The sequence below is a fragment of the Chloroflexota bacterium genome, from assembly GCA_014360905.1.
Taxonomy (GTDB): Bacteria; Chloroflexota; Anaerolineae; order UBA2200; family UBA2200; genus JACIWX01.
The window spans coordinates 50047-58282 of sequence record JACIWW010000019.1 but is presented as its reverse complement, the minus strand read 5'-3'; the positions used below and the strand labels follow the sequence as shown (position 1 = coordinate 58282).

Sequence of the window (8236 nt, the reverse complement as noted above, 5' to 3'; positions counted from 1 at the left end):
CAGTGGCGCTGATGCTCTTGGTTTCTTGATAGGTCTGCAGCAGCAGTTTTCTTGCCTGAAAGCGGTTCATAGCGTATACTTCCCTGTAGGCCAGATCGGCCATAGGCGGTGCTCCTCCTGGTGCACTTGTTTCCACAATTCTTTTACCACAGGAGCACCCCCTTTTGTCAAAATCGCCTGTACCACCTGGTAACGATCTGTTGGCGCAAGCGCACGTGAACTTTGCCTGTGCAGCGTTCGATGGCTATAATGTAAACGAGCAGGTGAGCAGCATGTGCGCTGTCTCTATGTTCACGGGCAGGGGGTGTGTTGGCCATGTATTGCCCTTATTGTGGTGCTTGGAATCCGGGAGATAGCAAGTTCTGCGGTAAATGTGGTCGGCGGCTGCAAGCAACGAGTCGAACACAGCCAGGCGAGGGAAAAGGGCTGTGCCTGTTGCTTGCTGTAGTTAGTTTGTTTCTGTTTTTAGCCATTCTTGTTGGAAGCGCGTTTTTGTTGCGTGATCGCCTTGCTCTTGTCTGGCAGAGTTTCGTGGTACAGCCTACAGCAACCAGCGCATTTCCAGGCATATTCCCTTCGCCAACCAAGACGCTTGTTCAAGCGACAGCAACTCCGTTTCCATCGCCCAGTCCTTCGCCGACCGTTACGGAGACGCCTGCCCCCACCTTATCGCCCACGCCTACGGAAAAACCAACACCTCCGCAGCGGGTGTTCAGGTTAGTGTACAGAAATTGCATCCCTCATGCACTTTCGCTGGGGTCGGTCAAAGGACAGGTCTTTGACAAGACGGGGAAGGTTATTCCTGGAGCAAAGGTGAGGATCACTATTAACGGATACGAATGGCAATCAGATGCCAATCCTGCTACCACGAATGTGGATGGCTGGTATGAATGGATCTTGGAGCCAGGTCAAAGAGTCCAGTTTGTTGAACTGATTGTGGACGGGAAATCTGTTCCTTTTTCACCGCGCGATCTGGAGGTGACAGCAACTTCTGGCTGCTTCCAGCGCATTGATTTTGTGGAGCAATAAGCGCCTGTGCAGTTAGGGCGTTTTCCCGCTGCTAAAAGCAGTGCGAGTAGCAGATTGGTCGGCTAGTGATCCGATAAGCTTTAAGGAGAAGAAACCATGAAGCAGGACAAGAAGTTCTATGTATTGGTCATTGTGATCTGCGTCTTGGCTGTCTTGCTGAGCACATGTCTGGGTGCATTTGCGGGTGGTCTTGTCGGATACTGGGCGGGACGAAGAGCAGCCGCATCTATCTCTGTACGCCTGCCTGAGGAGCGGCAACCCGCACCCATCGAGCCCGAATTGCCCCAGGTCTCACCTCCCGAGGCTTTTCCTTGGAAGCTAACAGCAAACGGAGCTCTCGTTACCAAGGTTGTAGATGGCAGCCCTGCTGACCAGGCTGGCATCCATGTAGGGGACGTGATTATCGCAGTAGATGGAAAGCGTGTGGAGGGAGAAAACACGCTAGGTCAAATCATCCGCAGCTATCGCCCTGGAGATGGAATTGAGATTACTTTGTGGAGGGGCGGGCGCGAGCGCAGCGTGAAAGTCAAGCTAGGGACTCATCCGGACGAAGCAGATCTGCCCTATCTGGGAGTATATTACATACCTTTCATAGGGATGCAACGCCAAGGTGATTGAACGCAATAAGTGTCGCATCATAGAATCTAAACAAGCCCAAAACATTTTGGGCTTGTGCTTTTTCTCAGTGAACAAAGTCAGGCTTTACTGGAGCGCCTGGCCATGCTCAAGCAGCACATGGCTCAAATTCAATCTGACATAGGACATCGGGCTTGCGCTCTGGCTCGATGCTACCCAAATTGTGAACTTGCCAGGGCATAAAAGCACGCTCTGTAGAGGAGGCACCAAATTGAGCGCTGTCTCCGAATCCAGGGTGGTGCTATATGTAGCACTGCTATCCCCCGCAAGAAAAGTGAGTGCCTTCTCCACACCAATCCAGCCCTGGTTGAACTCGAGCTGAGCCGACATGTGGCTAAGGCGAGCTTTGCTGGTTTCCTGTTCCTGCTGGGAAAGTGTGTCTTGCTGTAACAATGCTAGTTCTGGATGGACAAAATGGTCTGTCCGCGCCAGCAAGCCTCTTTCTGCTTCAACCTCGAAAATAGCGTGGCGATAAGCAGACAACTCGAGGGCGATGGCTGCCGGCGCTTTGCCATCGCCCAGCAATACGTTACCACCAGTGAGGCGAGGAGAGGCCAGGATCAGATTAATCGCTTCCTCAAGATCTCCAGCGCTTTGCAGAACGCGTCGCAACAAAAATGGCAGAGGGTGTCCAGTGACTGTTGCATCTGCCGAAGGTGAGGGGGTCAATGCCACTGTGATTTTCTCTTCGTTCATCCCTGTCCACGCGCCAACCATGCCTATCAAGCTCACAGTGACAAAAGCATTTCCCGTACTTGGCTGGCGTACTATCACTAGCAGATAGGGAGCAAGCGCTTCCTTATCCGGGTAATCCAAGCTATGCCCGATGACTAATTCGTTGTCTAGCGTGGCGCGGCCCCATGCGCCAAAGGCCAGACACGAAGCGGAGTGCCATGGAGTGTCATTTTGTTGTCCCGCCGAGAACAGCAGGGGAAAAGATTCCCAAGTAGGCAAGCGATCAGATAGCGCCAGCAAGTCAGGGATTGTATTGAAGAGCAACACATCCTGATAGGATAACCCAGCACCATCTGCAATGCCTTGCATCTCCTCTTGCAGGTCACGGGGGACTCTCTGTGCAACCAAGCGTGCATAGGATAGCAGCCAGACATGTGCTACTCCACGCTGAAGGATGAGGCGTTCGTAAAGGTAATTGCGGATGAGCATACGCAGCTCATTGCGAAAGATGAAACCTTGTTGCAAACCCATTTCGTATGGCCTGCCCCGCAGATACACAACGCGCACTCCATTTGTTTCGTCTACCTCCCCAGTGGGATTCGGGACGTGTACTGGATGGAAACGTGGAGCAGAGAGCGCAATACTCAGGCTCAAGAGCAGCAGCAGACCATAATCAATTATTCGATGTCGCAACTTGCCTTCACCTTATGGCTAATCTATGAAGGAGACTGCGCAAGATGGCCGACCCAGGTTCGCTCCTACTTGCGTTCTCGCCCTTCAAAACGCAACCGCAATGGGGTGCCTTCAAATCCCCAGCGCTCCCGGATGCGGTTTTCCAGATACCGTTGATAGGAAAAATGCACCAGACGGCTATCGTTGACGAAGAACACTAGCGTAGGTGGATCTACTATAGGTTGGGTAGCATAGTAGAATTTCAATCGCTTGCCCCCTTTAGATGGAGGGCTATGGCGTGCAATGGATTCCTGTAACAGGTCATTCAGTTGACCTGTGGGTATGCGCTGGTAGCGCTGTTCATAGACGCGGATGGCTGTCTCTAGAACTTGATCAATGCGCTGCCGTTTCAAAGCTGAGACAAACAGCACGGGCGCGTAGGGGATGAACTTGATCTGGCTACGCACATGCTCCCTGTACGAGTCCATCGTGGTGCTGTCCTTGGGCACGAGATCCCACTTGTTGATGACTACGACCACGCTCTTGCTTGCTTCTAGGATGTAGCCAGCAATGTGTGTATCCTGCGCTGTCACGCCCTCACTGGCATCAATGAGCAATAGTACGACATCGGCGCGATCTATTGCTTTGAGTGCGCGCAATACACTGTATTTCTCTACACCTGGAGCTATGCTGCCACGCTTGCGAATGCCTGCAGTATCAATCAGCACGATAGATTGCCCATGCCATTTGAGAGCAGTATCAATGGCATCGCGTGTTGTGCCCGGTATCTCGCTGACGATGACTCGTTCTTCACCCAGTAGCGCATTGAGCAGGCTGGATTTGCCCACGTTGGTCCGTCCGACGATGGCGATTTTGATTGCCTTGGCTACCTCTCCCTCCTCTGGCACCGGGGGAAACAGAGCCACTACGGCGTCCAGCAAGTCTGCCACGCCAGAACCATGCAACGCGGATATAGCGTATACCTCCCCGAGCCCCAGAGAGTAGAAATCAGCAGCCTCTATACGGCGCTGCGGGGTATCCGCCTTGTTAACGGCGAGCAAAACAGGCTTTTGTGCGCGATGCAATATTTCAACAATTTCCTGATCTGCCGGAGTGACTCCATCCAACACATCGGTGACAAAAATAATCACATCCGCATCAGCGATTGCTTGCTGTGCTTGCAAACGCACGCGAATAAGCAGATCATCGTCAGAGCCAAGCACGAGCCCGCCAGTATCAACGAGTGTAAAGACGCGCCCCTGCCATTCCGCATCGGCATAGATGCGGTCGCGTGTTGTGCCTGGCAAGTTTTCGACGATGGCTAGGCGCTCTCCCACGATGCGATTGAACAGGGTGGATTTGCCCACATTCTGGCGACCTACAATCGCCACCAGGGGTTTCATTGAAGCCAAACCTCAGATCTATTCGCTCAGCAACGCGCAACAACCAACTGTTTAGTGGATATACAGGATGATGATGACTGCTAATCCCCAGAGAACAACTGCCAAGAGAAGAGGCCGATCCTTGAGCAACAAGTCCTCGGGTTCGCCTCCTTCTCCTTTGATGTGGACAAGGTACATGTAACGGAATAGCCCATACAAAACGAAGGGAATGGTCAACATCATGGCATGATTGGGAGGCAAGCCGGCGGCGGAAAAGGTGTACAAGGAATAGGCCATGGCAGTGCAGGCTGTGACCATTCGGATCATATCATCCAACAAGGGCAGGCTGTATTCGTTGAATATGCTGCGATGTTCGTTTGCATTCTCATTGAGCAGTACCAGCTCATGGCGCCTTTTGCTGATCGCAATGAACAAGGCGAGAAGCACCATGCAGAGATAGAGCCACGGCGAGAACCGCGCCGTCCTCACGATCACGACACCGGCTGCCACACGCAGGACAAAGCCTGCTGCAACTGTGAGTACGTCAATAATGACGATGTTCTTCAGCCAGAAAGAGTAAAGGATCATGGTGATCAGGTAAGTTCCTGCGATCGCTGCAAATAGCGGCTCAAGCCAATAGGCGATCGGCATGGAGGTAGCAACAAGCAGCACAGCCACAGTTAAAGCCAAACCAGGAGCCAGTTGTCCAGATGGCAAAGGGCGATTGCGTTTCATCGGATGCTGGCGATCCCTTTCTATATCTGACAAGTCATTGATGAGGTACACTGCGCTGCTAATGGCACAGAAGAGGCCAAAGGCCACTAGTGATTTGAGAAGAAATTCGGATACAAACAACTTACCGTCAAAGACAAGCGCTGCCAGAACGAATATATTTTTGGTCCATTGTTTGGGTCGCATTGCCTTAAATAGTGCGACGAGCGTTTTCAATCGCATCCTCCGTGTGAGCAAATGTCGTATTCTTTAAATAATAGCCAATTCTCGCCCTTTGTCAACTTGACTTATCCAGCGTCTGCGTTTATCCTAGCGCTGTGGAGAAAGAGCGACTCGATGTCCTGCTTTTCAAACGAGGGCTAGTCGAGAGCCGGGAGCAAGGCCGCCGGCTGATCATGGCTGGACAAGTATACGTCAATGGTGAGCTCATTGACAAGCCAGCCGCTCGTGTCTCTTTGTCCGCAACGATAAGCATTGAGCAGCTACCAGCCTATGTTAGCCGAGGAGGGATAAAACTTGAGGCTGCTCTGACCGCCTTTGATGTTGATGTGCATGGCCTAGTGGTGGCGGATATAGGAGCATCCACAGGCGGCTTCACTGATTGCCTCCTTCAACACGGCGCGGCGCGAGTGTATGCAATCGATGTCGGCTATGGGCAATTGGCTTGGCGATTACGGCAGGATCCAAGAGTTGTGGTTATGGAGCGCGTCAATGTACGCTACCTGAGTGAGTTGCCTGAACCAATTGACCTCGCGACAATTGATGTGTCCTTTATCTCGCTAAAATTGGTTTTGCCTGTGGTGATGCGATTGCTCAAGCCAGGCGGCCAGGTTATCGCTCTGATCAAGCCACAGTTCGAGGCTGGCCGTAAGCAGGTGGGCAAAGGAGGCGTAGTGAAAGATCCTGCCGTGCATCGCTCGGTGCTGTATGACATCCTGAGCTGGGCAGTTCAGAGAGGCTTGCAAGCCCGCGGCGTGATAGCCTCTCCGTTGCGTGGACCGGCCGGAAACATAGAGTTTCTCGCCCATTTTGTGCTCTGTACGGAGGAAGCACAGCCACATCTTGAAAAACTTGTTGAGGATTGTCTCGCTTCGCTCCAGCAAGGTGGAAAATGAGCAAAACGTTACTCTCAGGGCGGTGCGCTTTCAAGGAGTATTCAGCTTTATAGGGCCCTATTGTGAAAGGTATTAATAGTTGGCAGCCAGTAGCAGATGGGCTATAATGGGGAGAAATGACGATAGAGGCAGGTATATCATGATCCCGTTCGGCGATCTAAAACTTCAATACCAAGCCATTAAGGTCGAAGTGGATCATGCGGTGCAATCCGTGCTTGAAGACGGGTGGTTCATCCTGGGCAAGAATGTCGCTGCTTTCGAAAGCGAATTCGCAGCCTATTGTGGTGCGGGCTTTGCTATTGGGGTAGGCAATGGCACTGATGCCTTACAATTGGCGCTGATGGCTTGTGGTGTCGGGCCCGGGGATGAAGTCATTACAGCACCGAACAGTGCCACTTTCACTGCCTTGGCCATTTCTGCAGCAGGCGCTGTCCCCGCATTTGTTGACATCCATCCGGATACCTACAACATAGATGTGCAGAAACTAGAGCAAGCTATTGGACCTCGTACCAAAGCAATCATGCCCGTCCATCTCTATGGTCAGCCTGCAGACATGGATCCCATTCTGGCCATTGCTCGTGCGCACAATTTGTTTGTGATCGAAGATGCAGCGCAAGCGCATGGAGCTCTGTACAAAGGTCGCCATGTGGGGACTCTGGGTGACGTTGGCTGTTTCAGCTTTTATCCGAGCAAGAACCTAGGAGCTTTTGGCGATGGCGGCATGGTCATCACCAATAATCCCGGGATCGCCGACAGGGTACGTATATTGCGCAATGGTGGTCAAAAAACGCGTTATGATCATCAGCTTCTGGGCGTGAATAGCCGACTTGATGAGCTGCAAGCAGCAATACTACGCGTTAAATTGGGTTATCTTGACAAATGGAATGAACGTCGTCGACATATTGCAGCGCTCTATACCGCACTCCTCGGGGATAGCGAGGTAGAGCTTCCAGTGGAGATGCCTTATGCGAAGCATGTGTATCATTTGTATGTGATCCGCTGCAAAGAGCGCGCTGCACTGCAAAAATACCTAGCTGAACGGGGGGTAGAAACCGCAATACACTATCCTACTCCCATTCATCTACAAAAAGCGTACTCTTGGCTGAACTTGGGACTAGGGTCTTTTCCCATAGCAGAACAGTATGCCGAACAGGTTCTGTCACTGCCGATTTATCCGGAACTAACGGACGCCAAAGTCCGCCAAATTGCTACATACATTCGTGAGCGGCGTACATAGGAGAGCATATGAGCAAGAGCATTTCGGCATTCTTTCCCGCTTACAACGACGGAGGGACGATTGCCAGCATGGTTATTTCTGCCCTGCTGACCCTACGGGAACTGACGGATGACTATGAGGTGATTGTCGTCAACGATGGCAGTGTGGATTATACACCAGAGATCTTGGAGGAATTGGCCAGGGTATACGAAAATGTCCGTGTAATCCACCATGAACGAAATAAGGGCTATGGTGGAGCCTTGCGTACTGGCTTTGCCAATGCCACCAAGGATTTGATCTTTTATACCGACGGAGACGCTCAGTACGATGCACGGGAGCTGAAGCTACTCCACTCTGCGCTCGTAGAGGGCGTGGATATGGTGAACGGCTATAAGATTAGCCGTTCTGACCCATGGTACAGGACAGTCATCGGTCGCATCTATCACTGGATCGCCAAACTCAGTTTCGGATTGAAATTGCGGGATGTGGATTGCGACTTTCGCTTGATGAGGCGGGAGATTTTCGATAAGGTGCACCTCGAGTCCAACAGCGGGGTTATTTGTGTCGAAATGATGAAAAAAATCCAAGATGCTGGTTTTGTCATTGCCGAGGTTCCTGTACACCATTACCATCGCGTTTATGGTCGCTCGCAGTTTTTTAACTTTCGTCGCACGTTCCGTGTGGGGTATGACCTGATAAGGCTTTGGGTGAAATTGGTGCTCAAGCCCACACTGAGCAAATGGAAGGTATTGGAGCGCGCGAAGCAACCTGAGGGATAG

General features: G+C 51.9%; 8 protein-coding genes. 5 read left to right on the top strand and 3 right to left on the bottom strand.

Annotation, left to right across the window (positions count from 1 at the left end; translation table 11 throughout):
- Positions 1-492: 492 nt before the first annotated feature.
- Positions 493-1029: a carboxypeptidase regulatory-like domain-containing protein gene (locus H5T67_09025; protein ID MBC7245457.1), complete on the top strand. Its 537-nt coding sequence runs from the start codon at positions 493-495 to the stop codon at positions 1027-1029.
- Between the two features lie 96 nt (positions 1030-1125).
- Entirely contained in the window at positions 1126-1647 is a 522-nt protein-coding gene (locus tag H5T67_09020) for a PDZ domain-containing protein (GenBank protein MBC7245456.1), read from the top strand.
- A gap of 84 nt (positions 1648-1731) precedes the next feature.
- Here H5T67_09020 and H5T67_09015 read toward each other — a convergent pair whose 3' ends face one another.
- The 3 genes from H5T67_09015 to H5T67_09005 all read right to left on the bottom strand — a co-directional run bounded on the left by H5T67_09015 (position 1732) and on the right by H5T67_09005 (position 5348).
- Complete coding sequence (locus tag H5T67_09015) at positions 1732-3033, bottom strand: hypothetical protein (GenBank protein ID MBC7245455.1); 1302 nt, start codon at positions 3031-3033, stop codon at positions 1732-1734.
- Between the two features lie 65 nt (positions 3034-3098).
- Positions 3099-4415, bottom strand: coding sequence for a ribosome biogenesis GTPase Der (gene der, locus H5T67_09010; protein MBC7245454.1), 1317 nt, complete (start codon positions 4413-4415; stop codon positions 3099-3101).
- A 51-nt stretch (positions 4416-4466) separates the two neighbouring features.
- A complete protein-coding gene (locus H5T67_09005; protein ID MBC7245453.1) occupies positions 4467-5348 on the bottom strand; it encodes a decaprenyl-phosphate phosphoribosyltransferase in 882 nt (293 codons plus the stop codon).
- 95 nt (positions 5349-5443) lie between these two features.
- Between H5T67_09005 and H5T67_09000 the strand changes: the two genes are divergently transcribed.
- From H5T67_09000 to H5T67_08990, 3 genes are all read left to right on the top strand, one after another.
- Complete coding sequence (locus H5T67_09000; protein ID MBC7245452.1) at positions 5444-6241, top strand: TlyA family RNA methyltransferase; 798 nt, start codon at positions 5444-5446, stop codon at positions 6239-6241.
- Positions 6242-6380: 139 nt separating this feature from the next.
- Positions 6381-7478, top strand: a complete 1098-nt coding sequence (locus tag H5T67_08995) for a DegT/DnrJ/EryC1/StrS family aminotransferase (protein MBC7245451.1) — start codon at positions 6381-6383, stop codon at positions 7476-7478.
- A gap of 8 nt (positions 7479-7486) precedes the next feature.
- Entirely contained in the window at positions 7487-8236 is a 750-nt protein-coding gene (locus H5T67_08990; protein ID MBC7245450.1) for a glycosyltransferase family 2 protein, read from the top strand.

Bases quoted from the DNA above. Each gene is read 5' to 3' on its own strand.
- H5T67_09005 (MBC7245453.1), bottom strand. From the start codon at position 5,348: ATGCGATTGAAAACGCTCGTCGCACTATTTAAGGCAATGCGACCCAAA.
- H5T67_08990 (MBC7245450.1), top strand. From the start codon at position 7,487: ATGAGCAAGAGCATTTCGGCATTCTTTCCCGCTTACAACGACGGAGGG.
- der (MBC7245454.1), bottom strand. From the start codon at position 4,415: ATGAAACCCCTGGTGGCGATTGTAGGTCGCCAGAATGTGGGCAAATCC.
- H5T67_08995 (MBC7245451.1), top strand. From the start codon at position 6,381: ATGATCCCGTTCGGCGATCTAAAACTTCAATACCAAGCCATTAAGGTC.
- H5T67_09020 (MBC7245456.1), top strand. From the start codon at position 1,126: ATGAAGCAGGACAAGAAGTTCTATGTATTGGTCATTGTGATCTGCGTC.